This window comes from Bradyrhizobium sp. HKCCYLR20261 (assembly GCF_051168435.1).
Taxonomy (GTDB): domain Bacteria; phylum Pseudomonadota; class Alphaproteobacteria; order Rhizobiales; family Xanthobacteraceae; genus Bradyrhizobium.
This window is the reverse complement of record NZ_JBNPUZ010000005.1, coordinates 197,246-221,879: the sequence shown is the minus strand read 5'-3', so window position 1 is coordinate 221,879 and position 24,634 is coordinate 197,246. Positions and strand designations below refer to the sequence as shown.

General features: G+C 66.3%; 30 protein-coding genes. 17 read left to right on the top strand and 13 right to left on the bottom strand.

What is annotated here, in order from left to right:
* Positions 1-164: 164 nt before the first annotated feature.
* The 4 genes from ACQR1L_RS13640 (at position 165) to ACQR1L_RS13625 (ending at position 2,835) form a co-directional block, all read left to right on the top strand.
* Complete coding sequence (locus tag ACQR1L_RS13640) at positions 165-578, top strand: hypothetical protein (protein WP_009028865.1); 414 nt, start codon at positions 165-167, stop codon at positions 576-578.
* 140 nt (positions 579-718) lie between these two features.
* A complete protein-coding gene (locus ACQR1L_RS13635; RefSeq protein WP_434858469.1) occupies positions 719-901 on the top strand; it encodes a hypothetical protein in 183 nt (60 codons plus the stop codon).
* 169 nt (positions 902-1,070) lie between these two features.
* Positions 1,071-1,643, top strand: coding sequence for a thermonuclease family protein (locus tag ACQR1L_RS13630; protein ID WP_434858780.1), 573 nt, complete (start codon positions 1,071-1,073; stop codon positions 1,641-1,643).
* Between the two features lie 88 nt (positions 1,644-1,731).
* On the top strand, positions 1,732-2,835 hold the full coding sequence (locus ACQR1L_RS13625; protein ID WP_434858468.1) for a D-alanine--D-alanine ligase family protein: 1,104 nt from the start codon (positions 1,732-1,734) through the stop codon (positions 2,833-2,835).
* A gap of 20 nt (positions 2,836-2,855) precedes the next feature.
* Here the strand turns inward: ACQR1L_RS13625 and ACQR1L_RS13620 are convergent, their stop codons facing one another.
* From ACQR1L_RS13620 to ACQR1L_RS13610, 3 genes are read right to left on the bottom strand one after another with little or no spacing between them, the layout of a single operon-like run.
* Positions 2,856-4,055, bottom strand: coding sequence for an efflux RND transporter periplasmic adaptor subunit (locus ACQR1L_RS13620; protein ID WP_434858779.1), 1,200 nt, complete (start codon positions 4,053-4,055; stop codon positions 2,856-2,858).
* Positions 4,056-4,057: 2 nt separating this feature from the next.
* Positions 4,058-6,424 (bottom strand): ABC transporter permease, encoded by a 2,367-nt coding sequence (locus tag ACQR1L_RS13615; RefSeq protein ID WP_434858467.1) that lies wholly within the window; start codon positions 6,422-6,424, stop codon positions 4,058-4,060.
* Entirely contained in the window at positions 6,418-7,077 is a 660-nt protein-coding gene (locus tag ACQR1L_RS13610) for an ABC transporter ATP-binding protein (RefSeq protein WP_434858778.1), read from the bottom strand. The genes ACQR1L_RS13615 and ACQR1L_RS13610 overlap by 7 nt, the downstream gene beginning before the upstream one ends.
* A 327-nt stretch (positions 7,078-7,404) precedes the next feature.
* On the opposite strand from ACQR1L_RS13610, the gene ACQR1L_RS13605 reads away from it, so the two are divergent.
* Both ACQR1L_RS13605 and ACQR1L_RS13600 read left to right on the top strand, forming a co-directional pair.
* Entirely contained in the window at positions 7,405-8,040 is a 636-nt protein-coding gene (locus ACQR1L_RS13605; RefSeq protein WP_434858466.1) for a hypothetical protein, read from the top strand.
* A 171-nt stretch (positions 8,041-8,211) separates the two neighbouring features.
* Positions 8,212-8,427, top strand: a complete 216-nt coding sequence (locus tag ACQR1L_RS13600; RefSeq protein ID WP_434858465.1) for a hypothetical protein — start codon at positions 8,212-8,214, stop codon at positions 8,425-8,427.
* A 44-nt stretch (positions 8,428-8,471) separates the two neighbouring features.
* Here ACQR1L_RS13600 and ACQR1L_RS13595 read toward each other — a convergent pair whose 3' ends face one another.
* From ACQR1L_RS13595 to ACQR1L_RS13570, 6 genes are all read right to left on the bottom strand, one after another.
* Complete coding sequence (locus ACQR1L_RS13595) at positions 8,472-8,993, bottom strand: helix-turn-helix domain-containing protein (RefSeq protein WP_434858464.1); 522 nt, start codon at positions 8,991-8,993, stop codon at positions 8,472-8,474.
* Between the two features lie 303 nt (positions 8,994-9,296).
* The gene (locus ACQR1L_RS13590; protein ID WP_434858463.1) at positions 9,297-9,569 is read right to left on the bottom strand and encodes a hypothetical protein; all 273 of its coding nucleotides are present in this window, start codon (positions 9,567-9,569) and stop codon (positions 9,297-9,299) included.
* A gap of 37 nt (positions 9,570-9,606) precedes the next feature.
* The gene (locus ACQR1L_RS13585) at positions 9,607-10,023 is read right to left on the bottom strand and encodes a thiol-disulfide oxidoreductase DCC family protein (protein ID WP_434858462.1); all 417 of its coding nucleotides are present in this window, start codon (positions 10,021-10,023) and stop codon (positions 9,607-9,609) included.
* A gap of 343 nt (positions 10,024-10,366) precedes the next feature.
* On the bottom strand, positions 10,367-10,780 hold the full coding sequence (locus ACQR1L_RS13580) for a GFA family protein (protein ID WP_434858461.1): 414 nt from the start codon (positions 10,778-10,780) through the stop codon (positions 10,367-10,369).
* 18 nt (positions 10,781-10,798) lie between these two features.
* A complete protein-coding gene (locus ACQR1L_RS13575) occupies positions 10,799-11,278 on the bottom strand; it encodes an SRPBCC family protein (RefSeq protein ID WP_434858460.1) in 480 nt (159 codons plus the stop codon).
* A complete protein-coding gene (locus tag ACQR1L_RS13570) occupies positions 11,275-11,604 on the bottom strand; it encodes an ArsR/SmtB family transcription factor (RefSeq protein WP_434858459.1) in 330 nt (109 codons plus the stop codon). The genes ACQR1L_RS13575 and ACQR1L_RS13570 overlap by 4 nt, the downstream gene beginning before the upstream one ends.
* 881 nt (positions 11,605-12,485) lie before the next feature.
* Between ACQR1L_RS13570 and murI the strand changes: the two genes are divergently transcribed.
* The 7 genes from murI (at position 12,486) to ACQR1L_RS13535 (ending at position 18,200) form a co-directional block, all read left to right on the top strand.
* Positions 12,486-13,283 carry a glutamate racemase gene (gene murI, locus ACQR1L_RS13565; RefSeq protein ID WP_434858458.1) on the top strand — a complete coding sequence of 266 codons (798 nt, stop codon included), beginning with the start codon at positions 12,486-12,488 and terminating at the stop codon, positions 13,281-13,283.
* A gap of 12 nt (positions 13,284-13,295) precedes the next feature.
* On the top strand, positions 13,296-14,069 hold the full coding sequence (locus ACQR1L_RS13560; protein WP_434858457.1) for an HpcH/HpaI aldolase family protein: 774 nt from the start codon (positions 13,296-13,298) through the stop codon (positions 14,067-14,069).
* A 60-nt stretch (positions 14,070-14,129) separates the two neighbouring features.
* Positions 14,130-14,516 carry a cupin domain-containing protein gene (locus ACQR1L_RS13555; protein ID WP_035643542.1) on the top strand — a complete coding sequence of 129 codons (387 nt, stop codon included), beginning with the start codon at positions 14,130-14,132 and terminating at the stop codon, positions 14,514-14,516.
* Positions 14,517-14,645: 129 nt separating this feature from the next.
* A complete protein-coding gene (locus ACQR1L_RS13550; RefSeq protein ID WP_434858456.1) occupies positions 14,646-15,470 on the top strand; it encodes an acyltransferase in 825 nt (274 codons plus the stop codon).
* A 216-nt stretch (positions 15,471-15,686) separates the two neighbouring features.
* On the top strand, positions 15,687-16,304 hold the full coding sequence (gene rpsD / locus ACQR1L_RS13545) for a 30S ribosomal protein S4 (RefSeq protein WP_315782312.1): 618 nt from the start codon (positions 15,687-15,689) through the stop codon (positions 16,302-16,304).
* 214 nt (positions 16,305-16,518) lie between these two features.
* On the top strand, positions 16,519-17,058 hold the full coding sequence (locus ACQR1L_RS13540) for a hypothetical protein (RefSeq protein ID WP_434858455.1): 540 nt from the start codon (positions 16,519-16,521) through the stop codon (positions 17,056-17,058).
* A 74-nt stretch (positions 17,059-17,132) separates the two neighbouring features.
* Positions 17,133-18,200: a threonine aldolase family protein gene (locus tag ACQR1L_RS13535; protein WP_434858777.1), complete on the top strand. Its 1,068-nt coding sequence runs from the start codon at positions 17,133-17,135 to the stop codon at positions 18,198-18,200.
* Positions 18,201-18,250: 50 nt separating this feature from the next.
* Here the strand turns inward: ACQR1L_RS13535 and ACQR1L_RS13530 are convergent, their stop codons facing one another.
* Both ACQR1L_RS13530 and grxD read right to left on the bottom strand, forming a co-directional pair.
* Positions 18,251-18,820, bottom strand: coding sequence for an O-acetyl-ADP-ribose deacetylase (locus tag ACQR1L_RS13530; RefSeq protein WP_434858776.1), 570 nt, complete (start codon positions 18,818-18,820; stop codon positions 18,251-18,253).
* Entirely contained in the window at positions 18,817-19,155 is a 339-nt protein-coding gene (gene grxD / locus ACQR1L_RS13525; RefSeq protein ID WP_006609190.1) for a Grx4 family monothiol glutaredoxin, read from the bottom strand. Before grxD ends, ACQR1L_RS13530 begins: the two co-directional genes overlap by 4 nt.
* A 305-nt stretch (positions 19,156-19,460) precedes the next feature.
* Between grxD and egtB the strand changes: the two genes are divergently transcribed.
* Both egtB and egtD read left to right on the top strand, forming a co-directional pair.
* Positions 19,461-20,714, top strand: coding sequence for an ergothioneine biosynthesis protein EgtB (egtB, locus tag ACQR1L_RS13520; protein WP_434858454.1), 1,254 nt, complete (start codon positions 19,461-19,463; stop codon positions 20,712-20,714).
* A 50-nt stretch (positions 20,715-20,764) separates the two neighbouring features.
* The gene (gene egtD / locus ACQR1L_RS13515; RefSeq protein WP_434858453.1) at positions 20,765-21,736 is read left to right on the top strand and encodes an L-histidine N(alpha)-methyltransferase; all 972 of its coding nucleotides are present in this window, start codon (positions 20,765-20,767) and stop codon (positions 21,734-21,736) included.
* A 33-nt stretch (positions 21,737-21,769) separates the two neighbouring features.
* On the opposite strand, the gene ACQR1L_RS13510 is transcribed toward egtD, so the two are convergent.
* Positions 21,770-22,009, bottom strand: coding sequence for a BolA family protein (locus ACQR1L_RS13510; RefSeq protein WP_315719345.1), 240 nt, complete (start codon positions 22,007-22,009; stop codon positions 21,770-21,772).
* A gap of 231 nt (positions 22,010-22,240) precedes the next feature.
* Between ACQR1L_RS13510 and ACQR1L_RS13505 the strand changes: the two genes are divergently transcribed.
* Positions 22,241-22,603: a DUF427 domain-containing protein gene (locus ACQR1L_RS13505; protein WP_434858452.1), complete on the top strand. Its 363-nt coding sequence runs from the start codon at positions 22,241-22,243 to the stop codon at positions 22,601-22,603.
* A gap of 75 nt (positions 22,604-22,678) precedes the next feature.
* Here ACQR1L_RS13505 and ACQR1L_RS13500 read toward each other — a convergent pair whose 3' ends face one another.
* A complete protein-coding gene (locus ACQR1L_RS13500; protein WP_315719343.1) occupies positions 22,679-22,852 on the bottom strand; it encodes a DUF1328 domain-containing protein in 174 nt (57 codons plus the stop codon).
* Between the two features lie 424 nt (positions 22,853-23,276).
* On the opposite strand from ACQR1L_RS13500, the gene ACQR1L_RS13495 reads away from it, so the two are divergent.
* Entirely contained in the window at positions 23,277-24,473 is a 1,197-nt protein-coding gene (locus ACQR1L_RS13495; protein WP_434858451.1) for an acyltransferase family protein, read from the top strand.
* Positions 24,474-24,634: the final 161 nt, after the last annotated feature.

The following is a 24,634-nucleotide window of genomic DNA, read 5'->3' as shown; positions in this document are numbered from 1 at the left end:
CGCGCCGCCTGGCCGCCCTCGTGCGCAGAGCACCGCGATTCGAAATGGCGTGCGCGCAGACGGTATCAGAACGCTCCGCGCCTGAGAGCTTGTAGCCGGCAGCGCCTGCCGCGCTAATTCTAGCGGCTTGAAGCTGAGCGCCGCAGCGCCGATCATGGCGCGCCATGACGACGAAATCGCGCGAGAGACTTTATGGGGCCGGCATCCGCATCGCGCAGGAGCAGGCCGCGCGTGCGCGCAAGCAGGCGGATCGCCTCGCCTGCGACGCCTGGAACAAGCGCATGCTCGGCTACAAGGGACCGGCGCAACCGTCGCCGCTGCTCGGCGATGCGCTCAATGCCGGCTACTACTATCTCGAAGTGCGCTGCCTGGGCTGCGACACCAACCAGACCGTCGCGCTCGACATCATCAGGCGCGCCAAGACCACGCCGATCCACGAGCTCGAACGCTACATGCGCTGCCAGGATTGCTCGCGGCGAACCGGCCGCCCCTACAAGCGTAGCGCGCTGGTGGCGTTGCGCGAGACCAAGATCTCGGCCGCGCATCCGGCGTCGACATGGTGGCCCGGCGAGCGATAGAGATGCGCATCCGACCGCGCAACGACCGATCGTGCGCAGAGGTATTCGAATCTGGCGATGAGCAAATTTTTCGAGAGACCCGGAACAATGCGGAGCCCTCGTCGTTTCGAAATCTTGCCGGCGCGGCAGGGAAGCGAAACATGTCAGAGTTGATCACCCAGCCGGACAAACTGCGGGCGGATGCGGCCGAATGCGCGCTGATCCGTGATCTCGCCACCGATCGCGACAAGCGCGAGCTGTTCGCGCGTCTTGCCGAACATCTGAGCACGCTGGCGGCCGAGGTCGAGCGCGCCGCGCGTGCGGCCAATCTGAGCGAGCGCTGACGTTTCGAGAGCGCTGCCGGCAGCGCAGACGTCACCGCGCATGCGCGTCGCCCGCCGGCCCTTCTGGACCCATCAGCCACACAATCGCACGAATAGGCTCTGCTATGTCAGATCGCGCGCAGCGTCCGATTCGCTGCGGCGACACGACAACCTCTTTTCCGCGGATGCCATCTTGCGATCTCGTCTCCCCCGCCTCGCCTGCGTCGCGCTGTTGCTCGCGACGGCGTCTCCCGCCTCCGCGCGCGACCTGGTCGGCCGCGTCAGCATCGTCGATGGCGATACGCTGGACATTCATGGCGAACGCATCCGGCTGTGGGGCGTCGATGCGCCCGAAAGCGCGCAGCTCTGCCGCGGGCGCGATCGCAAGGCATACCGTTGTGGCGCGCTGTCCGCCAATACGCTGGACGCCTTCACGCGCGGCAAGACGGTGCGCTGCGCGCCGATCGAAGGCGACCGCTACGGCCGCATCGTCGCGCGCTGCTCCGCCGGGGGCACCGATCTCGGCCAATTCCTGGTGTCGCGCGGGCTCGCCATCGAGGAGCCGCAATATTCTCACGGCGCCTATGCGCCCGACCAGCTCGCCGCGCGCCGCGGCAGCCGCGGCATCTGGTCCGGCCGCTTCATCGCGCCACCACTCTATCGCAGCTGCATGCATGCCGGCGGGACGACTTCAACGTGCTCGGACGATCAGATGCCAAGTCAGATGCCAAGTCCGGTGCCAAGTCAGATGCCAAGGCGCTGACGGCGTCCGCGAGAGGACGCGGCCGGAATTGCCACGCGCGGGCCCGGCGCGCTACGGTCGCGCACCGCAAGGCCAGGACTGGATGACGATGACAGAGACGAAAACGCGCGTGGCGATCCTGTTCGGAGGGCGCTCGGCCGAGCACGACGTCTCCCGGGCATCGGCCGCCAACATCTTCCGCTCGCTCGATGCGAGCCGCTACGCCGTCACCCTGATCGGCATCACGCCCGATGGTCGCTGGGTGCTCGCCGACGCGGCCAATGATGCCACCTCGACCGCATTGACTGTGCCGGCGGACGCACCTGCCATCGTGCTGCTGCCCGCCGGCCAGGGCCGCGCGCTCGTCGTCGACAGCAGCGCCGCCGCGCCGCGCGAGCTTGCCTTCGATGTGATCTTTCCGGTGCTGCACGGCCCGAACGGCGAGGACGGCACCGTGCAGGGCGCGCTCGAACTGGCCGATGTCGCCTATGTCGGCGGGCGCGTGCTGGGGTCGGCGGTGGCGATGGACAAGGACGTCGCCAAGCGGCTCTTGCGCGACGCCGGCCTGCCGATCGTGCCGTTCGTCACGATGACCGCCGCGGCCCCGGTGAGCTATGACGCCGCCGTTCAGGCCGTGGGCTCGTCCGAGCTGTTCGTCAAGCCGGCCAATCTCGGCTCCTCCGTCGGCATCTCCAAGGCCCGCAACGCCGCCGAATTCGACGCCGCCTGCACGCTCGCGCTGCGTTTCGACCGCAAGATTCTGATCGAGCGCTGCATCGCGCCGGTGCGCGAGATCGAATGCGCCGTGCTGGAGCACGCCGGCGGCGAGGTCTCGGCCTCCGAGCTCGGCGAGATCGTGCCGGCGGACAGCCACGGATTCTATTCCTATGAGGCGAAATACACGGACGCCTCGGGCGCCTCGCTGCACGTCCCGGCGCAGGTCGAGCCGGCGCTCGCCGCGCGCCTCCGCCAGATGGCGGTCGAGGTGTTCAACGCGCTCTGCTGCGAGAGCCTGGCGCGCGTCGATTTCTTCGTCCGCGGCGACGAGGTCTACGTCAACGAGGTGAACACCCTGCCCGGCTTCACCAACATCAGCATGTACCCGAAGATGTGGGAAGCCACCGGCCTGCCCCAGCCCGCGCTGATGGACAGCCTGGTCGCGCATGCCCTGGCGCGGCACGCGCGGCTGCGGGAGCTGGCGTCGCAGCGCTGAGCCTACCTGGGCGCAGCGTGTCAGCGCGGTGCGACCTTGACGCCGTCAGCGACGCGGTCACTGGGATAGATGATCACGATATCGCCGACGGCGACGCCCTCGGCCACGGCCGCGAAGCGGCCGGAGCGGCGGATGATCCGCAATTTTCGCAGCTCGGTACGCCCGTCCTTCAGCACGAACACCGACCAGTCGTCGCCGCGCCTGAACAGCGCGCCGGTCGGCACGATGGTCGCATCGTCCTGGGTGAAGACGACGATCTGCGCATCGAGTTGATAGGCGTCGCCGAGCCGCTGCCATTGCTCGGCCGGCGAGACGATGTCGATCAGCACGTTGACGCGCTGCTCCTCGACGCCGAGCGTGGAGATCTTGGTGAAGGCCGCCGGCTCGACGCGGCGAACCCGGCCCGACAGGCGGCCCGCCCCGCCCCAGCGATCGATCGTGACGTCGGCGCCGGGACGGATCTCCACCGCATCGGTGCTGAGCACGTCCACGACCACTTCGAGATCGTGGGGATCGCCGAGCTCGAGCAGCGGCGATCCAGGCTGCACCATGGTCTCGCTTTCCTGGATCAATTTCAACACGAGACCGCCGACCGGCGCCGTCACGTTCCAGCTGCCGGCCGGCACTTCGGCATCGGTGCTGCTGCCGTAGCGCGCCAGCATCGCACGAAGCTGATCGAGCTCGTGCCCGGCGCCATGGTCGACATATTCGGCCGCGCGCAGATCCCGCTCGGCGATCCGCAGCGCGAGCTCGGCGCGCTCCTTGGCTTGCACCGTCGCAGCCCCGCTTGCGGCCAACGCCGTGGTGCGCGCCAGATCGGCGCTCGCCTGCGCGCTCTGCGCCTGCGCCCGCGCCACCACCGCTTTCGCGCGCTCGACGTTCGCTTCGGCCGCGCCGAGCCGCTCCTCCACCTCGCGGCGCGCGCGCGGATCGAGCAGCGGCGCCGGCGCCGGCATGATGGTGGCGACCAATTCGTCGGCCCTAACCTGGTCGCCTGCCTTGAAGCGGATGCGTCCGAGACGGCCGGAGAGCGGCGCGGCCACGACATAGCGCTGGCGCACGCGCGTCTTGCCGTCGTCCTCCACGGTCGCAACGAAGCGTCCTTTCGTCACCGCGGCCGTGTCCACCGGCACGGGGCTCGGCATCACGATCCAGGCGACGACCGCGGCGGCCGCGAGACCCGCTGACACGATGACGAGACGGCGCAACACGGGACGCATGCTCATTCCCTGGTCTTGAGAGCAGCAACCAGATCGAGTCGGTCGACCCGCCTGCGGACGATGATGGCGCTGATCGCGGCGCTGGCCAACACGACTGCGGTCGCGATCAGATAGGTGCGCGGCGCGATCACGCCGGGGATCTGAAAACTCTCGCTGGAATGCAGCCGCGCGATCAGCGCGATGATGCCGCGTGACAGCAACAGGCCCAGCGGAATCCCGACCGCGACCTCGAGCGCGAATTCACTAAACAGGATGCCCGCGACCTCGCCGCGGCTGAAGCCGAGCACGCGCAGGCTGGCGAGCTCCCACGCCCGCTCCTGCAGGCTGATGCGGGCGCTGTTGTAGACCACGCCGACGGTGATGATCGCAGCGAAGCCGGTGAGGATGCCCGCTGTGACGAACACGAGGCCCGCGATCTTGTCGATGAAGGATGAGACAGCATAGGCCTTCATCGAGACGGATTCGATCATCGGCAGGCTCTTGAACCGCGTGCCGAGGGCGGCCAGCGCCGCCGGGTCGACATGCAGGCTGGCGGCCGAGATCACCGTGCCTTCGCCGGTGAAGCGGTTGAGCGTGTCGATGTCCATGTAGGACGCCATCCCGATCGCCTCGTCGACGATGGCGCTGACCGGGACGTCGCGCCGCCGCCGCCGGCCCTCCATCGCCTCGACGGTGACGAGGTCGCCGGCGCCGAGCGCCAGCCGCCCGGCGAGCCGCCGTGTCAAGGTGATGCCGTCGGGCGCCGCCACGATCGGACGGCGCGCGGCATCATGCGGCCGGCGCAATTCGTCCGTCGCCGCGAGGCCGATCACCGAGGTCAAGTAGCTGCGGTGGCCGGCGCGCAACCGCACCGGCACGATACGCTGGCCCTCGGCCAGGAGCACGCCCGGCTGCCGCGCCAGATCGCGCAATACGCCACGATCCACGGGATGCGGAAAGGTGATCGTGGCGTTGCCGCGCTCGACGAGATTGAACTGGAGCTCGATCATCTCGCCGATCGCATCGCGCCAGAAGATCCCGAGCACCATCATCGGTACCGCGAAGGCGATACCGACGACGGTGAACAGCGAGCGGAATGGCCGTCCTGCAACGTTGCGCAGCATCATCATCCGCCGCGCGTGCCGCGCGCCGCCGGGCATCATCAGTTCGATCCAGGAGCGGCGGAAGCCCAGCGGCATCGCCGGCCGCATCGCCTCCGCCGGCGCGAGGCCAACGACGGCCCGCAGCGCCGTGATCACGCCCAGCGAGCCGGCCGCGGCGCTGATCGCGATGCCCGCGAGGATCGCCCAGGGCGCAAGCCGGAACGGCAGCTCCGGCAGGCGAAAGAAGCCGTGATAGCTCGCGATCATCGCCTGTCCGAAGCCAAAGCCGCCGGCGATGCCGAGCAGCGAGCCGATCAGCACGATCACCAGCATCAGCGCGAGATAATGCAGCGTCAGCGCCGGGGTCGGAAACCCCAGCGCCTTCAGCGCCGCGATCTGCTCGCGCTGCGCCGCGACCAGCCGCCCGAGCGCGCTGTTGAGCAGGAAGGCGGCGACGCCGAAGAAGATGATGGGGATGGTGATCGACATCACCTTCTGCTGGTTGAGCTCATCCTCGAGAAACCGGTTCGACGGCTGGTCGCGCCGCGCGATCGCGCCGATCGAGCCGTACGGCTCGAGCAGCCGGTCGAGTTCCTCGATGACGGATTGCGCATCGGCCCCCGGCGCCAGCGCGACCGCCGCGTCGTTGAACGCGCCCTTCATGTCGAAGGCGGCCTCGGCCGCGCTGCGGTCGACCCACAGGATGGCGTAGAGGCGATCGTCCGGGATCGGCAATCCCGGCCGCACGGCGTAGACATATTCCGAGGACAGCGCGATGCCGGAGACCCGGAACGCCTGCAGCCGGCCGTTGAGCAGCACGCGGATTTCGTCACCCGGCTTCACCCCGTTGGCCTCGGCAAAGGCCTCGTTGACGGCGGCGCTGCGCGCATCACCCGGCGCTGGCGCCGTGCCGCGGCGCAGATGCAGCCGGGCCAGCGGCTCGTCGCCGGCGCGGCTGAGCGAGACGAGGCGCGCCGACACCGGCTGCGACGCGGCCGGCGCGTCGACGATGACCTCGCGCACGATGCGCGGCTCGACCGCCATGGTCCCGTCGATGGCGTTGAGCCGCGGGACCAGCGTCAGCGGCGCGCGCTTCAAGGTGACGAAGACCTGCGGAAACTGCGCCTGCGCATAGAACTGCTCGCAGCCGTCGCGCAGCGATTGATAGGTCGAGATCGAGCCGACGAACACGGCGACCCCCGCGGCCACCAGCAGCGCGATCGTGATCACCTGCCCGCGCATGGCGCCGACGTCGCGCCAGAGCTTGCGGTTGAGCAGGCTCACCACGTCACCTCCTCGGCCGAGAGCCGCCGCGGATTGCGCGTCTCGCCGACGATGCGGCCACCGCCGAGCCGCAGCACGCGGTCGGCCATGCCGGCGATCGCCGCATTGTGGGTGATGACGATGGTGGTGGTGCCGAGCCGTTGATTGGCGCGCGCGATCGCGGCCAGCACGACCTTGCCGGTCTCGTAGTCGAGCGCGCCGGTCGGCTCGTCGCACATGAGCACATCGGGCGCCTTGACAATGGCGCGGGCCACCGCGACCCGCTGCTGCTCGCCGCCGGACAGTTGCGAGGGAAAGTGGTCGATCCGATTCTCGAGGCCGACGAGCTTCAACACCTCCAGCGGATCGAGCGGCCTCTCGGCGATCTCGGTGACCAGCTGGACGTTCTCGAGCACCGTCAGGCTCGGGATCAGATTGTAGAACTGGAACACGAAGCCGACATGCTCGCGCCGGTAGCGCGTGAGCTCGGCGTCATCGGCCCCGACCAGCTGATGATCGCGCCACTGCGCATCGCCAGACGTCGGACTGTCGAGCCCGCCCAGGATGTTCAGCAAGGTGGACTTGCCGGAGCCGGAGGGGCCGAGCAGCACCACGAACTCGCCCTCGTAGATGTCGAGATCGACGTCACGCAACGCATGCACCTCGACCTCGCCCATGCGATAGGTCTTGGAGAGCTTGCGTGCGCGAAACACCGGCGCGGCGCCCGGTGGCTCCGGAGGCGCGGCAGCATTCGGATCATCGATTGCGGTCGGACTCGTCAAGCTGTGCTTCCGTGGCGGCAAGCGTCCCGCGTCCCAACCATCGGTCAGCAGCCGCCCGTGTCAGTTGATGCAGGTCAAGCGCGCGGCATCACCCGCGCCCGGCACGGCATGCGCAGTCAGGGAACTGGCGTCGCAGCGCTGAGCGCCTATATCCGGCCAGCGACGTCGTTGCCCCAGGGTCACGGATGGGCCTGAATAATCTCGATCATGGTGAGGATACCAGTGAACGGACACCGCCTCTCCATCTTTCGGACGTTGCTGGTCGCGCTCTGTCTGGTCGCGGCGGTCGCCGCGCCCGCGCGGAGCGACGACGAAGCCTCACACATCAGGAAAATCGAGAACAGCGAGTTCGACGGCATCGACTTCAAGGGACAAAGCGAATTCGAAATTCACGATCCGGACCTCCTGCCGAAGCAGCTCGTGCGGGCGATCGAGCAGACCTACTGCCGATACAAGGAAAATCTCAAGACGCTGCCCGTCCGTTTCCTATTCATCGAGAAAAGGCGGTTCGTGCTCGTGCCCTGCTCCGGGATCGCGATCACATGGCACGAGATCTTCGACCTTCAGAACAGCCGGCACCCCCGCTTGCTGCAGCTCGCAAAGATGGCTCCGGAGCGCGGCTTCGTGGCAGCCGACAATGCCGGCTTCGTCACCTGGAACAAGGACGACCAGGTGTTCGAGGCCACCGGAGGAAACGACATGTGTACGGGAGCAGTCCGGCACATCTACAAGATCGCGCCTGATGCCAGGGAGCTGCCGCTGATCAGGGTCGACTACCGCCTCGACAATTGCGGAGACGGAGCTTGGAAGACCTTATGGACCGCGCCGCCCTGGCCGACACGCGAGCAGCTTCAGTGAAGCTGCCGTCGCCGCGCACCCGGCTCGCCATGGCGCCGTCCCCCCAAGGCTGGCCGCCCCGCCTCAGGGGGCCGCGACACCACGGCGATCAGCCGATGCACGCCCGATCCGACACATGCCCGCCATACGCTGCGGCTACCAATCGGACGGACAGCCTTGACGAGGAGCACCATGGCCGACAACGACCTCGACGTTTACCTGACCGCGCGCAACGTGCTGGTCGAACTGCGCCTGAATTTGGCCAAGGCCGTTGCGGCCGGCTACAAGAAGGGCGAAACGGAAACTGCGGTGAAGAGCCTCATCGAGGTCCAGCAGGCCATCGACGTGATCGACCACGCCAGCGAGGAGCTGGAGGAGCTCGACGAAGCCGAGCACGACGAGGACTGACGCGCTGGGCGCGGCCAGGCCTTGCCATGCGACGTCGACCTTCCTCAGGCAGGGTCGCCGCCGGTCTTCATCTGATCGTAGACGGCATCCACCACGAGCTCGGGATGCGTCTCGATCAGCTTAAGCAATATGCGCGCAGGTGCATCGGGTTCATTGCGGTGCTGCTCCCAATTCTGCAGCGTGCGCTCGTCGAGCCCGTACAGCAGAGAGAACTCCGTCTGTGACAACTGCTGCTGCTCGCGTATCTGTTTGACATCGACAGCTCCGATGCGAGCGACGGAGCAGTTCAAGCCAAATGAGGTAAGCCCGCTGATCATCTGCTCGACGTCGTCGACCTTGACCTCGACGGCAACCCGTTCTCCTGACGCCAGCCGGTCGATGGCACCATGGGCGCGCTTCAGACTCAGTCCGTAACGAACTAGCGTTTTCGCCAGTTCGACCGGACGAGACAGATCAGTCGCCTCCAGGAGAATCCGGTGGGCGGGGAAACCGGATGATCCGCGGTCTCCGGCCTTTGAAGAGGCCTGTCGTGCGAGTGCCTCCTTCAATGAAAACTTGGTCGGCATCGGCCTCGTCCAGCAGTTTGCGACCGATCGCATTCAAGCCGCAACGGCCGAGCGCTCCCGGTGATAATCCGTCGATGTGAGCCCGACGGATATGCAGAACACGTCCCTCCAGCGTGACGCTGCCAAGGATCGATACAGTTCCCACGGACGTGCGAAGCTCGACCAACATGACGTCTTGGTCGGCATTGGTGACTTCCACGATGACGTCTTTGGGATCAAACATACGCGGATCGCGTAGGGACTTCAAGGAGACTGCGGAGTGACAATGATACCATCCCGCGCCGTGGCCAGCACAAGGAAGCCTCAAGCCGTGCTCGCAACGACATAGACCAGCACCGCCGCCCCGAGGCAGCGCCGCCAGGGATTGGCGCCGCGCGCGATCTCGTCGACCGCCCAGACGACCAGACTGGCTTTGACCAAGCAATCGAGATTGCCGCCCATTCGCCCTTGCGGGTGCCACACCCAGCCGACCACGCTTCCCACCAGCACGATCCACAGCGCCGGGTTCGGCATCTGGGCAATCGTGATCTCGCCGGTGGCGCGGTTGCGGAAGAACCAGTTCAGGAATTGCGACATCGCACCACCCGGGTTTGTTGGTCAGCCGGACGCTGCGTCAGGCTCCGCCGCGTTGCGGCCCTTCAGCCGGAGCTTTGCGGCGCATGATATGCCCGACACCGCGAGAGATGAACGGCCGTGCGGGAAGAAACAGCCGGTAGCCCAACTCCAGGACAGTGAGCACGCCCGGCAGCGAAGCCACCCGCGCCGCCCAGCGCCAGCGCGGCAGGCGGCGCCAGACCTCGACGAAGGCCGCCGCGCCCGACAGCAGCCGCCCGTCGGCTGCGCGCACGTGGAACCGCGCCATCGCCTGTCCTTGGGTCAGCCCCTCCGGAGTCTCGGCACCCCGTTTGGAGACATCGACGAAGCACAGCGCGCCGGCCTGATCCGTGCGGCTGTAGTAGCCGATCTCCGCCCGGCACAGCGGGCAGGAGCCGTCGAAGTAGACGGTCGATTGTGCAGGCTCTGGCGCCATGCGGATCTCCAAGACACCGGCTTCGGTCCCGGAGCTTAAACGTCCGCGCGCGGGTCTTGGGTCTGTGGCTCGTTGAATTTCATTGGGAGGAAGGATGCGGCAAAGTCAGGTCCGTCGCATAGAAGAATGAGCCCATCGCGGCAGGAACCACGGCCAATTTGTTACTCCGTCATGCCCCGGCTTGTCCCGGGCATCCACGTCCATCGGAGTGCGCCGAACGACGTGGATGGCCGGGACAACAAGCCCGGCCATGACGACGTGGAAGCAATCTGGTCCGACAGATCAAACGTCATGCGCGACAGGACTGCGGCGATAATCCAGACCTGTCACCGCAGCACCCCACTCACCGCGGCGGCATCTTCTCGAATTTCGGCAGCGCCGGATCGAGGTGATCCCAGGCGTATCCGGCCGCGGTCCAGGACACCAACTGCGGCCGGTACCGGCTGGGATCATCGAGACTTGCCGGCGTCACGATGAACACATCGGGCATCGCCGGAAACGTCATGTGCATCGACGAGCCGCAGGTCGGACAGAAGGCGCGGCGCTTCACGGTGCCGCCGTCGCCGGTCGTCTGCCAGTGCGACACTTCGCCGTCGACCTTCACCTCCGCCGCTACGAAGGTGAGGTGCGACTGATGCCCGGTGCCGCTGTCGCGCTGGCATTGCCGGCACTGGCAGTCCAGCATCACCACAGGCTCCCCCTTGATTTCGTAGCGCACGGCGCCGCAGGCGCAGCCGCCGGCATAGACGTTGGTCATGGTGGTTCTCCGTGTGCGTCAATGCGGCCGCTGCAGCGATGTCTCGTCCGTGACGAGCTGATCGAGCTTCTTGACCACCGTCTTCCAGCCCTCGCCCATCTTGCGATACGCGGTCTCGTTGGCCGGCAGCACGAAGCCGGAATGGACGAGGCGCAGGCGCGTGCCGTTGTCCGCTCTGGCAAGGGTGAAGGTGACCACGGTCGCCAACGGCGCGCCGTAGCCGACATTGCCGGCATGGCCGCCCTTCCACGCGTAGGACAGCCGCTCGTTCGGCACGACCTCCAGCACCTCGCAATGAATCCTGCCGTCCCATTCGCCGGCCGGCGTGGTCTGGAAGGTGAAGCGCGTCCCCACCACGGCCTCGAACCCCGTGGGCGCCATCAGCCAGCGGCCGATCAGGTCGCCATTGGTCAGCACCTTCCAGATGACCTCCGGCGCGTGCGGGAAGATCTCCTCCACCACGATGGCCTGCGTGTCCGGCTTCAGGTTTTGATTCATGGATCGATGTCCTTCAGCAGTTTCCTCAGATCGGCGAAGCGGTCGCGCCAGAACGCGCCGTAATGGCTCATCCAGTCGGCCAGCGGCGCGAGGCCGCGCGGCTCGGCACGGTAGTAGACCTTGCGCCCCTCGGGTCGCTCGCAGACCAGGCCGGCCTGCTTCAGGGCTTTCAGATGCTGCGAGATCGCCCCCTGCGTGACGCTGCTGCCGCGGGTCAGCTCGACTACGGTGATCTCGTCGGCATCAACGATGCGCTCGAACACCGCCCGGCGGGTCGGGTCGGCCAAGGCGCGCATGACGGTGGTGATGGATTCGGGTTGGAGCATGCCAAACAATAGCTATGACTAATGAATTAGTCAACACTAATCCTTTCGGCCTCCCGGAACCGCGCGGTGATCGCCGGGCTCGATACCTCGAAAATCCGAATTTTCTTCTTCCGTTTTCCCGAATACCGTGCTATGGTGTTCGCATCCCGCCTCACTTGAGGGGCGTTTCGCGATCGTCACGAGCGTGGAGTGCGGGATGCGGTGGGCGTGTCGGGTTGCAGCGTGAGCGATCATGCCGACGAACGATCCGATGCGCACGGCGAAATCGTGTGGTCCTGGTCTCCCGGTGCCGAGACCAAGTCTGCGCCGCAAAGTCTGGACGAGCGCGCGAGGCGACGGGGTCAAAAGCCGGTCCCCGAGGAGAGCACGTATAAGCCGTAGCGCCATCGCGCGGGGAAGGCCGGATGATCCGGCCCGTACCTGTGGTGACTGCCGCCTGCTTTTTTTGTTGCAGGCGGGCCATGGGTGCGACCGGCACCCGGCCTTCCCCGCGCCCTCATCTTCGAGAGGGCGATGAGATCAGCAACACTCGGACGCGACAGCGGGTGCGAGGATGAGATGCCGTGTCGACACACTCCGTCGTCGTCCCGGGCAAGCTGCGACGACGCGACAGCGGCGGCGCGGCGCCGACCCGGGACCCAGACTCCGCGGCGGTTGTATGAGGCACGCTGGAGCTGCCAGCCTTTGCACCAATATCCGCCGGTGGTTATGGATCCCGGCGTTCGCCGGGATGACACTGAATGTGTGGCAACGGCAGTGGCTCCCATTGGCAGGTTTGAACCTTCACCTCCGCCACCGGAACACACCGAGACGCCCTACTCCCGCCACCCCCTGCAGAAAAACCGACTGAACCGCCCTCCCCGATCCGGTACACTGCCGACGTGACCAACCGCCCGACGATTCTCGTGTTCGACTCCGGCCTCGGCGGCCTCAGCGTGTTGCGCGAGGTGGTGCGCGCGCGCCCCGACGCGCATTTCGTCTATGTCGCCGACGACGCCTTCTTCCCCTACGGCCATCATAGCGAGCCGGCGCTGATCGCCCGCGTGGTGCCGCTGATGGGCGACCTCATCGCCGTGCATCGGCCGGACCTGATCGTGATCGCCTGCAACACCGCCTCGGTGCAGACGCTGGCGCCGCTGCGCGCCGCCTACGCGACGCCGTTCGTTGGCACCGTGCCGGCGATCAAGCCGGCCTGCGCGCAATCGAAGACCAGGCGCGTCTCCGTGCTCGGCACCAAGGCCACCGTACAGCGTGAATACACCCACGCGCTCATTCGCGATTTTGCGCAGGGCTGCGCGGTGACGCTGGTCGGCTCGCCGGAGCTGGCCTCGCTGGCGGAGGCCGCGCTGAGCGGAACCAGCGTCAGCGATGACGCGATCGCGGCCGAGATCCTGCCCTGCTTCACCGGCGATGCCGGTGACGGCAGCGCTCGCACCGACACCGTCGTGCTCGCCTGCACGCATTATCCGCTGCTGCTCGACCGGTTGCAAAAGCTCGCACCCTGGCCGGTCGCCTGGATCGATCCGGCCCCGGCGATCGCGCGCCGCGTCGTCGATCTGCTCGGCCCGCAGTCCGACCGCGTCGATCACGGCGGCGCCACGATGATCTTCACCTCGAACAAGCCGCATCAGCTCAGCCGGGCGCTCACGCCGTTTTTCGGCGGCCGCGTGCCGGCCTGACGGAGACACCCGATGTCCGCAACGCCCAAGCCGCTCAACCGCCTCAAGCAGGCCTGGCGCGACAAGCAGCCGACCTTCGGCGCCATCGCCACTATTCCGAGCATCCAGACGGTGCGCATCATGGCGCAGTCGCTCGACTTTATCATCGTCGACCTCGAGCACGGGCCGATCGACCTCTCCACCGCGCATGCGATGATCACGGCCACGGCGGGCACGCCCTGCGTGCCGCTGGTGCGCATCGCCGCCAACGAACCGCATCTGGCGAAGGCGCCGATGGATCTCGGCGCGCTCGGCATCAACTTCCCGATGATCTCCAGCCGCGCTGATGCCGAGAAGGCCGTGCGCAGCGTGCGCTATCCGCCCCGCGGCGACCGTCTCTGGGGCCCGTTCCACGCGCCGTTCCACTGGAACGTCTCGATGGCCGAGTACATGGCGACCGCCGACGACGACATGATCTGCATGGTGACCATCGAGCATGTCGAGGCGGTCGAGCGCATCGACGAGATCATGGCCACGCCCGGTATCGACATCGCCGTGATCGGCCCGGGCGATCTCGCCACCTCGATCAACAAGCGGGGGCAACTCGATGATCCCGAAGTGAAATCACTGATCGCCCGCGCCGAGGCCGGCATCCTCAAGTCAGGCGTGCCGATCGGCGGCGCGGCGCGCTCGGCCGAACAGGCCAATGCGATGATCGCGCGCGGCTACCTCGCGCTCGCGCTCGGCTTCGATTGGTCCTTGTTCCAGCGCGGCATTGCCGCGAGTTTCGAAGGGATCAGGCGCTGAGTCCGCGCGGATGCCCGGACTTCAGGTTTTGAACGAAAAACAACATTGGGGGAGAAGACCATGATGAAGAAGACGATTTTCGGCTTGTCGCTGGCCGTGCTGGGACTCGGCGCCGCGCTGGCGCAGCAGCCGGCGATCAAGCGGACCCTGCTGAACAAGATCGATTTTCCGGACGGCCATACCATCGTGCAGGCACTCGCCGAGGTTCCGGCCGGCGGCGCCGCGGGCCGGCATACCCACCCGGGTGTGGAGACCGCCTACATCCTGGAAGGCGAGGCCGAGCTCATCGTCGAGGGCCAGCCCGACCGGCACCTGAAACCTGGCGATTCGTTCCAGATCCCGGCCGGGGTCGTTCACGACGCCAAGGTTCACGGCGACAAGGGTCTGAAGGTGCTCGGCGTCTATGTGGTCGACAAAACCAAGCCGCTGGCGTCGCCGGCGCCCTGACGGCAAGACGAGGCTTTCACCGCGCCGCGGCCCGGGGTAACAGGGCCGCCGGCGGAGCGGTCCGGGTCTGCCCGATAACGGCTGCATCAGACGGCCATCGACACTAATGAATGGGAGTACCGATTCCAGATGCGCGGACAGACCAGGCCGATTTCGCTGCACCGCCGTCTGATCATCGATCTGATGCACGCCTCGCGCGACGTGCCGTTCGTGTCGCTGGAGCGCACGCTCCAGCTCGGTCCGCTGCTCGACGCTCGTGCCGCGGCCGATCGCCCGCCCGGCTTCGCCGCCCTGTTCGTGAAGGCGTTCGCGCTCGTCGCCCGCGACGAGCCGGTGCTGCGCTCGCTCTACGTCAAATGGCCGTGGCCCTGCTTCTACGAGCTGCCGCGCAGCGTCGCGACCGTGACCATCGCCCGAGTCGAGAACGGCGAGGATTGCGTGCTGCCGCAGCGCGTGTCCGGGCCGGAGACCATGACCCTGGCCGAGGTCGACGCGGTGATCCGGCAGGGCAAGGAGGCCCCGGTCGGCGACGTCCCGATGTTCCGCAAGATCATGCGGGCGACCCGGTTACCGCTCCCGCTGCGCCGCTTCGCCTGGTGGGTCGGCCTCAGCTTCGGGCGGCAGCGGGCGAACTGGTTCGGCAATTTTTCGGTGACCAGCGTCGCCGCCTGCGGCGGCGGCCAGTTGCTGGCGCTCAGCCCGGGGCCGTTCATCATCAACTACGACGTCGTCCGGCCCGACCAGACCGTGCGCCTCCTGATCCGCTGGGATCACCGGGTGACCGACGGCGCCATGATCGCGAGGACCGCGATCCGGCTTGAACAGGTGCTGAACGGGGAGATCGCGGTCGAACTGAGGGCTTTACCGTCAGCCGGGCCGGATTTGGCGGAGACCGGCCGGGCGTGCGAGCCGAAACGGCCGAAAATCACCGCCATCGGGGGACCCCAGGGGTGATTTCCCGGCCAAATCGGCGGTTGAGGTTTGACAAGTCAGCGGTTTCTCCCTTAAGAACCGCCCTGCTCGCGGGCCGCTTTCGGCCCGCGTTGCGTTTCGCGACCCGTGGCCTTCTCCCTTCATGCTTTGGGGATGGGCCTGTCGGTGGACCCGGTTCCCGGGACACACAGGAGGGCGCGTTTCCTCAAACCCGAACGAAAGACTGAAGAGGACGCGATGACTAAGCGCAGTGAGGCGAAGTACAAGATCGATCGCCGCATGGGCCAGAACATCTGGGGCCGCCCGAAGAGCCCCGTCAACCGCCGCGAATACGGCCCCGGCCAGCACGGCCAGCGCCGCAAGGGCAAGCTCTCCGACTTCGGCGTGCAGCTGCGCGCCAAGCAGAAGCTGAAGGGCTACTACGCCAACATCTCCGAGCGCCAGTTCCACGGCATCTATGTCGAGGCCGGCCGTCTCAAGGGCGACACCGGCGAGAACCTGATCGGCATTCTCGAGCGTCGTCTCGACACCGTGGTTTTCCGCGCCAAGTTCGTCTCGACGATGTTCGCCGCGCGCCAGTTCATCAACCACGGCCACATCAAGGTGAACGGCCGCAAGGTCAACATCGCGAGCTACCAGGTCAAGCCGGGCGACGTGATCGAGGTCAAGGAAGCCTCGAAGCAGCTCGCCGTGGTGCTGGAAGCCAGCCAGCTCGCCGAGCGCGACGTGCCCGACTACATCGAGGCCGATCACTCCAAGATGACCGCGAAGTTCATCCGCATCCCGGCGCTGTCGGACGTGCCGTTCGCGGTGCAGATGGAGCCGCATCTGATCGTCGAGTTCTACTCGCGCTGATCTTGACGGAGCGCTGCTCCGCCCACATCTGATAATCCGAAGGCCCTGGCACGCGCCGGGGCCTTTATTTTTTTGGACTTCTGCTTTGGGTTTTCGGATGAGGCGAACCGATTCCCGAATGCCACACTTGCCACCGAATCGCCTCACCTGGGGCTGACAGCGAATCCGACCCGTGATTCACTGCCCGCAGTTGTAAAGTAGCGGGGCGTTCGCCATGGAGTTCAACAGGCGCAATATCATCTTCGGTGCGTTGCCGGCCGATGCGGTCGGTGCTCCACCTCTGCCGCCGTTGCGCGCTTCACCGTTACGCGCGCGGCTCTCGGGGATCCGCTACCGTTTCAACGACGGCCTCTACCCGTCGACCGTTTTCGACCTTCTCGAACGCTCCTGCTGGCACGTCCAGTCCGATGCGACAGCCCATGTGATCCGCCATCTCGGCACCGGGCTCACCTTTGCCGACGCGCAACTTCGCTACGATCCGTTCGCGCTCGAACTTCTCCATTGTCTCGACAATTCTCCCGAACCCGCTGACGAGTGGCAAACCATGCTGGTCGGCTGGGCCGCGGTGAACATGGGCTGGAACATCAAGCGGCAGCGCCCGGGCGCGGCGCTGTTGTTGTCGCCATCGCGCCGCAGCCCGCTGGAGTCCTGGGTTTTCGACTGCGTCGAGGCGCCGGCGCTGGTGGCCGAACCGATCGAAGCCCGACCGTTGCGGCGGCCGGACATCTGGCTCAATCCGCCGCGCGCGGCCTGATCGAGGAGGAGCTTTTTGCGGGAGCGATGCGAGTTGGGTAAGGTCCTCACGTGAAAGCCGAACGAGGACTGCCGATGTATTACACCCCGCCCCCGCGCGATCCCAAGGCGCCGCCCGTGCGCGTCAATCTTTTGTCCGACACGCAGACGCGCCCCACAGCCGCGATGCGCGAGGCGATGGCGCGGGCGGAGGTCGGCGACGAGCAGATCGGCGACGATCCGACCGTGCACGAGCTCACCGCCCGCGTCGCCGCGCACATGGGCAAGGAAGCCGCGGTGCTGATGCCCTCGGGCACGATGTGCAACGTCGCAGCCACCTTGGTGCACTGTCGCCCTGGCGACGAGATCCTGGCGCACGAGACCGCGCACATCATCTCCCGCGAGGGCGGCGCGCATGCCGCGCTCGGCGGCTTTCAGGTCACGCAGCTCAAGGGGCCCGACGGCCAGTTCACGCCGGAGACGTTCCGCGCCGCGCTACATCCGCGCTCGCGCTATCAGCCGCCGCAGACCGTCGTCAGCGTCGAGCAGACCGCCAATATCGGCGGCGGCACGATCTGGAAGAAGGCTGATCTCGATGCAATCGTGGCGATCGCCAAGGCGAACAGCATGGCGACGCATATGGACGGCGCGCGGCTGCTCAATGCCACCGTCGCCACCGGCATTTCGGCCGCCGACATGACCGCGGGCTGGGATTCGGCCTGGATCGATTTCTCCAAGGGCCTGGGCGCGCCGATCGGCGGCGTGCTCGCCGGCAGCGCCGCCTTCATCGACGAGGTCTGGCGCTGGAAGCAGCGCCTCGGCGGCGCCATGCGCCAGGCCGGCGTGGTGGCGGCCGCCTGCATCTACGCGCTCGATCATCATGTCGACCGGCTTGCCGAGGATCACGCCAATGCCCGGGCGCTGGCGCGCGGGCTGTCACAGATCCAGGGCATCGAGGTGCAGGAGCCCGAGACCAATCTCGTCTTCTTCAAGCCCGACGGCGCCGGCGTCTCCGGCGACAGGATGGTGAGTGAACTCCGCAAGCGCGGCGTGCTGCTCGCGATGATGGACGGCCGCATCCGCGCCTGCACGCATCTCGACGTGTCAGCCGCGATGATCGAGGAAACGATCGGACATGTCAGGGAGATCGTGCGCGGCGCATGACGATCACGATGCGAGGACTCGAGGGACCCACGCCCCCGCAGGACGGCCGCCTATCGCGGCGATCCTGCGCGAGCGCGGCTCTCGATGGCCTGGCTCAACGCGTCATCGTGCAGCTCGGCGCTGGCCTGGGAGAAGCAGCAGAACACGATCTGCGACAGCGAGGTCTCGTCGTTGATGGCCTCGATCGTCGTGGCAACCGCGATCGATGCCGCACGGTCCGCGGGAAAGCGAAAGATGCCCGTCGAGATCGCGGGGAACGCGACCGAGTCCAGACGATGCTTGTGGCAGAGCTCGATCGAGCGCCGGTAGCACGAGGCGAGCAGCTCGGGCTCGCCACGCTCGCCGCCCTGCCAGACCGGGCCGACCGTGTGGATCACATGGCGCGCCGGCAGCCGGTAGCCTTTTGTGATCTTGGCCTCGCCGGTCTTGCAGCCATGGAGCATACGGCACTCCATGACCAGATCCGGCCCCGCGGCGCGGTGGATGGCGCCGTCGACGCCGCCCCCACCGAGCAACGACGAATTGGCGGCGTTGACGATCGCGTCAACGCCGATTTTGGTGATGTCGGCAACGATGACCTCGAACCGGGTCGCGCCGATGGTGCGGACCGGATAGCTCAGGCGGATGCTGCCGTGCCGACCGGAATGCCCTTGTCGGTGAACAGCTGCTGCAGCTCGCCGCTCTGGAACATCTCGCGCACGATGTCGCAGCCGCCGACGAATTCGCCCTTCACATAGAGCTGCGGAATGGTCGGCCAGTTGGAGAACGTCTTGATGCCGTTGCGCAGCTCAGCCGACTCCAGGACGTTCAGGCCCTTATAGCCGACGCCGACATGATCGAGGATCTGCACGACCTGGCCGGAAAATCCACATTGCGGAAACTGCGGCGTCCCCTTCATGAACAGGACGACGTCGTTCGACTTCACTTCGTTGTCGATGAATTGCTCGATGCTCATCTTCGCTTCCTCTGGGGCGCCTCAAGGAACGCCTGGGGCTCGGTGTCGCGCCGGCCGCCGTTCGACCTCCGTCGTGCCCGGCCGACCGTCACAGCCTCTATATGTAGCGCAAACCGTTGTTCAGCCAAAGTAAAATGCCAGGGGGCCGCCGCAACGCAGCTCCACCGTCCGGCCATAGCCTGATGACAGCAATATTATAGCCGACGCGAGGGTTTCATCCCGTAACCAAGCCCCTATCTAGGACGAACTGCCCAGAGGAACTTGTTCCGTCGAATATCGTTCTCTCCCGGCAAACGGAGACCCTCGTGACCAGTTCAGCGTCCGCCCCGGCCCCGCTTCCCATCACTGATGTGCGTCCGACGCCGAGGTCAGGGGCCCAGGCCGCAGGCCTGATCGAGGCTTACCTGTCGGTTCGCGGCGAGACCGAGCGACGCGCGGCGCCGCTGAGCCCGGAGGACCAGGTCATCCAGTCGATGCCGGATGCCAGTCCCGCCAAATGGCACCGCGCCCATACCACCTGGTTTTTCGAACAGTTCGTCCTGGGTGAGCACTGCCGGGGCTATACGCCCTACCACCCGGATTACGCCTTCCTGTTCAACTCCTATTACGTCAGTGCCGGCCCCCGTCACACGCGAGGCGAGCGCGGCCTGATCACCCGTCCCGGGGCCGCCGATGTCACGGCCTATCGCCGGCATGTCGATTCGGCCATGGTCGAATTCCTGGGCCGCGCCGATGCCGCCACCCTGGCGGCCGTCGCCCCGCTGGTCGAAGTCGGGCTCAATCATGAGCAGCAGCATCAGGAGCTGATGCTGACCGACATCCTCCACGCCTTCGCCCAGAATCCGACCGCTCCGGCCTACGACCCGTCGTGGCGCTTTCCGGCGCCGGCTGGATCCGGCGAGGATTGGATCAGCCTTCCCGAAGGCATCCACACCGTCGGGCACGCCGGCGACGGCTATCATTTCGACAATGAGCGGCCGGCGCATCGGGCGCTCGTGGGACCGGTCAGGATCGCGCGCAATCTGGTCACGAACGCCGAATGGCAGGCGTTCATGGCAGACGGCGGCTACCAGACCGCGACCTTATGGCTGATGGACGGCTTCGCGACCGCCGGCCGCGACGGCTGGCAGGCCCCCGGACACTGGTACAAGGTCGAAGGCGAATGGAAGATCATGACGCTCGGCGGCTTGAAGTCGATCGATCCGAACGCGCCGGTCTGCCACGTCAGCTACTATGAGGCCGACGCCTTCGCCCGCTGGTCCGGCAAGCATCTGCCGACCGAGATGGAATGGGAGGTCGCGGCCCGCGGCAATCAGTTGAACGACGCCTTCGGCATCGTCTGGCAGTGGACCCGCAGCGCCTATAGCCCCTACCCCGGCTATCGGCCGGTCGAGGGCGCGCTCGGCGAGTATAACGGCAAGTTCATGGTCAATCAGCTGGTACTGCGCGGCTCGTCGCTGGCGACGCCGTACGGCCACAGCCGCGTCAGCTATCGCAACTTTTTCTATCCGCACCACCGCTGGCAATTCACCGGGCTGCGGCTCGCCGATTACGCCTGAGCCGCCAGCCACGCCCGACAGTCGCGCCTGTGCGCGTCCAGGAGAGTATCATGAACGTGCACGTCAACGCCCTGGCCAATGCCCATTTGCCTGACGCCAAGACATCGGCTTTCGCGTCCGATGTGATCGAGGGCCTGAGCCGCCAGCCGAAGCAGCTGTCGCCGAAATACTTCTACGACGCGGCCGGTTCCGACCTGTTCGAGCAGATCACGCGGCTGCCGGAATACTACCCGACCCGCACCGAACTCGGTATTCTCAGAGACCGTGGCCCCGAGATCGCAGCGATCATTCCCGAAGATGCCGCGCTGATCGAGTTCGGCGCCGGCGCGACCACCAAGGTTCGCCTGCTCCTGGACAACTGCCGTTTCGCGGCCTACGTGCCGGTCGATATCTCCGGTGACTTCTTGACCGCCCAGGCCGACAGCCTGCGGCGCGACTTTCCGACCCTCGCTGTCCATCCCGTCGTCGCCGACTTCACCACCGCTTTCAAGCTGCCCGATGCCATCGAAGGCAAGCCCAAGGTCGGCTTCTTCCCGGGGTCGACGATCGGCAATTTCGAGCCCCACGAAGCCTGCCGCTTCCTGCGCTCGGCGCGGGAGATCCTGGGCGCCGGCGCCTTGATGATCGTGGGCGTCGACCTCGAGAAGGACGAGCGCGTTCTGCATGCCGCCTACAACGATGCGGCCGGCGTGACCGCCCGCTTCAACCTCAACCTGCTGCTCCGAATCAACCGCGAGCTCGGCGGCAATTTCGACCTGTCCGCCTTCGTTCATCGGGCGATCTATAACCGCGAGCAGCACCGCATCGAGATGCATCTGGTCGCGCGCAAGCCGCAGACCGTCCGGCTGCTCGGCACCACCGTGTCGTTCCGCGCTGGCGAAAGCATCCACACCGAGAACAGCTACAAATACAGCATCGAGCGCTTCGGCGCGCTGGCCCGCGGCTCGGGTTGGAAGGTGCAAACGGTCTGGACTGATGCCGAGACGATGTTCTCGGTCCAGGCGCTCGTCGCCGAGGCGTGAAGCCCGACGCGCGACGATCGCGAGGCGCAGTCGTCAGCGCTGGTCGGGCACCCCGGTCTGCAAGGCGAGAGCGTGCAGCACGTCGCCCATCTGGCCGCGCAGCGACTGATACACGAGCTGATGCTGCTGCACCCGCGACTTGCCGCGGAAGGCCTCGGAGATGACGGTGGCGGCATAGTGGTCGCCGTCGCCGGCGAGATCGCGAATCGTCACCTGGGCGTCGGGGATGGCGGCCTTGATCATCTGCTCGATATCGTGGGCATCCATAGGCATCCCGCTGCATCTCCTTCTCTCGACGACGGACCGCGGCGGCCCCGGTCGCCATGACTACCTCCATCAGTGCGCCGTCGAACGCTGCGAATCAAGGCGTTCTCGCGCGACCGTGATGGCGAAATTTAGCGCGAACTGCTTCCGCGGTCACGCCTCGAGCCACTATATACCGGGAAACAGGGATAAAGCGGGACCGGGTGACGCACCCCGGAAGCGGGATCACGAGGGCAGGACATGAAGCTTCCAGGGCCGGATCATCCGATCACCATTACTCCGAACCCCAGGCGCGTGCGGGTGCTCACCGACGGCGTCGTGATCGCGGATACCAAGCGCGCGCTGACGCTGAAGGAAGCGAGCTATCCCGCCGTCCAGTACGTGCCGCGGGCGGACGCCGACATGGCCGCTCTGCATAAGACCGAGCGGGTGACCCATTGCCCCTACAAAGGCAACGCCAGCTACTTCAGCATCAAGGCGAACGGCAAGACGCTGGACAATGCGATCTGGAGCTACGAAGCGCCTTTTCCGGCGATGACCGAGATTGCAGGCCACCTGGCGTTCTATCCAGACAAGGTCAGGATCGAGGAAGTCGCGGATTGAAGCTGGAGACCGCCGCGGGGCTGGCGCAGGCTGCCACGCGCGGCGATCGTTTGGCTCGGATGAAGGTTTGCCCCGCTACACCCTGAAGATCGTCAGCCCGAGAATCAGAAGCACGAGGAAGATCACCAGGAAGATGTAGAACAGGATCCGCGCGATGTCGGCGGAGGCGGCCGAGATCCCGGTGAAGCCGAGAATACCGGCAACCACGGAGATCAGGAAAAACAGCAGCGCCCATTTCAGAAGAGTCACGGTATAGTCCTCCGGTACAGCGCCGCGCAGGCGCGACGGCTCACTAACCACGCGATCCGGAACCGGTTCCTTGAGCCCCCGCGCCGCCGCCGTGAAATTCCGCAACTCCCCGCGCCCCTCCGCGTAACTTGAGTTGCTGCGATTCGTAGTGAAGATGGCTGCAGATTTTTGCCGAGTGTGTGCGAAACCCGCTTGCGGGCCGCAGCGCTTGCTGATTTGCAGCGTCGAGGACAACATCTGGTATTCGGGCAACGTCATCCGCTGAGTTGCAGCGAAGGCTGCGGCGGACGATGGCGCCAAAGTCACACGAGCGCATTCATTTCAGCTCGCGCGTCCTGGATCGAGGTTTGCATGCGCCCGAGTTGGGGTGCCGGCCTCACAGGGGCGGCAAGAGCACGGCAACAACAGCGGCGCTGGGGGGCATATGGTCACATCGGTTACACAATCGGCGGCGGCCGCCAAGGTCGAACTGCAGGCTCGCCCGAAGGCGCGGGCACGCAATGCTGCGCTCGATCATGCGCGCACCTTTCTCACGCTGATCGTGCTGCTGCATCATGCCGTGATTCCCTACACCTATTTCGGGCACACCGACCCGACCTCCTTCCTCGGCTTCGACTGTATCGTGCTGGCCACCGACAGCTTCTTCATGGCCATGTTCTTCTTCCTGTCGGGCCTGTTCGTGTGGTCCGGCCTCGCCCACAAGACGACGTTGCAATTCCTGCGCGACCGGCTGCTTCGGCTCGGCCTGCCCTTCGTCGTCGCTGCGCTGACACTCATTCCGCTCGCCTATTATGCGATCGAACTGCGCGCCAATCCCGATGCGACCTTCTCGGCCTTCTGGTGGAAGACCGTCACCGTCGGCCCCTGGCCGAGCGGTCCGATCTGGTTCATCTGGGTGCTGCTCGCGTTCGATACCTCGGCGGCCCTGCTGTATCGCGTCTCGCCGCGCCTGCTCGAGCCGATCAACCGGCTGTCGCAGCGCGCCTTCGAACATCCCCGCGATTTCTTCTTCATTTTCCTGCTGATCACCGGCGTCCTCTACATCCCCTCGCGGCTGTATTTCGGGCCGACCCACTGGTTCGAGGCGGGGCCCTTCTCGGTCCAGGCCAGCCGCGTGCTGCTCTACGCCGCCTATTTCTACATCGGCGCCGGCATCGGCTCGGCCAATTTCGAGCGTGGCCTGCTGGCCGCGGAAGGACAGATGTCGCAACGCGGGCTCGGCGCCTGGATCGTGGTCACCGTGGTGCCTTATGCCTTGCTGTGGGTGCTGATCACGATCAAGCGCCAGGTGCTGGACAATCCGCCGGTGCTGCCGCACTGGTACGAGGCGGCCTATGGCGTGTTCTTCGTGATCTTCAGCGCCGCGATCCTGTTCGCGATCCTGTCCTACTTCCTGAACCACCGCCGCTCGGAATTCTCCGTACTCGATCGCCTGCAGGCCGATGCCTACGGCATGTTCCTGGTGCACTATCCGATCGTGCTGTGGCTGCAGTACTGGCTGTTCGACCTCAATGGGCCGGCGATCGCCAAGGCAACGATCGCGTTTGTCGGCAGCGTGCTGCTGAGCTGGGGCGCGACCTGGGTGCTCAGGCAGATTCCGGGGGCGAAGAACGTATTGTAAGACACGTCCGACTCCTCCGTCATTGCGAGCGGAGGGACCAATAACCACAGGACCTTGTTGCCTGGCGCGGGCCCGCCCGACTACTCCGTACACGGAGTATAGGTCCCGGATCAGCGCCACAACGGCGCGATGCGCCGCCTTAGCTTGTCCGGGACGACAAC